Below are 619 nucleotides of genomic sequence, written 5' to 3'. Positions count from 1 at the left end.
GCTACGAGAACAGGCATGGTATCATGTTCTTCCTCAAGGGCGATGATGTTGTCAATGTGGCCGGTCGTAACGTGTCATTCCTGAGGGATGGGAAGGTCGTTTTCAGACAAACCTACGAGTTTGAGCTTCACACAGTGTTTGATGCCGTTCTGGAATGTCTGAAGGGAACCTCCAATCCCTTTGCACATTAACGAGTGATGTAAATTAAGACTTGGGGGAGTTCCGGGGACAGGGGAGTTCCGGGGACAGTATACCTATTAGGGAGTTCCGGGGGCAGTATACCTATTAGGCGAAGCTAGCTGGCGGCTTCGGCTTGGGGCCGGGTCGTTGCGGGCTCATGATGCGGCCCATCCGGGCTTCGTGATTGGCAATCCATTCGGGTGTTGCCAGGGGGCGTCCTGTGTTGAGTCGCGATTCAATCGTCTGCGCAACGTCCTGTCCCGCCGCCGTCAATTCGCCCGCCTCGAGGCCATGGCGTAACATCGCGCGCCAATTGGGAACGTGCCGAGACAGTGCCGCCACATCGGTCAACGGGTCATCGCTCGCGCGTTGGTTGGCGATATGGCTGCGCGCGCTTGACCAACGCCAGTCGGCGGCATCATCTACCAACCCGGCGGCG

Annotated in this window: 2 protein-coding genes; one reads left to right on the top strand and one right to left on the bottom strand. The window is 58.0% G+C overall.

Annotation, left to right across the window (positions count from 1 at the left end; translation table 11 throughout):
- A partial coding sequence (locus AQZ49_RS22900) for a hypothetical protein (protein WP_231739370.1) occupies window positions 1–191 on the top strand: 191 nt, incomplete at its 5' end.
- A 94-nt stretch (window positions 192–285) separates the two neighbouring features.
- Here the strand turns inward: AQZ49_RS22900 and AQZ49_RS22685 are convergent.
- Window positions 286–619 (bottom strand): hypothetical protein (locus tag AQZ49_RS22685; RefSeq protein ID WP_197411161.1); only part of this gene is annotated, 334 nt, incomplete at its 5' end.

Origin of the sequence: Novosphingobium sp. FSW06-99, from assembly GCF_001519065.1 — a bacterium.
In the GTDB taxonomy this organism is placed as follows: Bacteria; Pseudomonadota; Alphaproteobacteria; order Sphingomonadales; family Sphingomonadaceae; genus Novosphingobium.
Note: the sequence above shows the minus strand (reverse complement) of the source record. Positions and strands in the feature narration are given on the sequence as shown.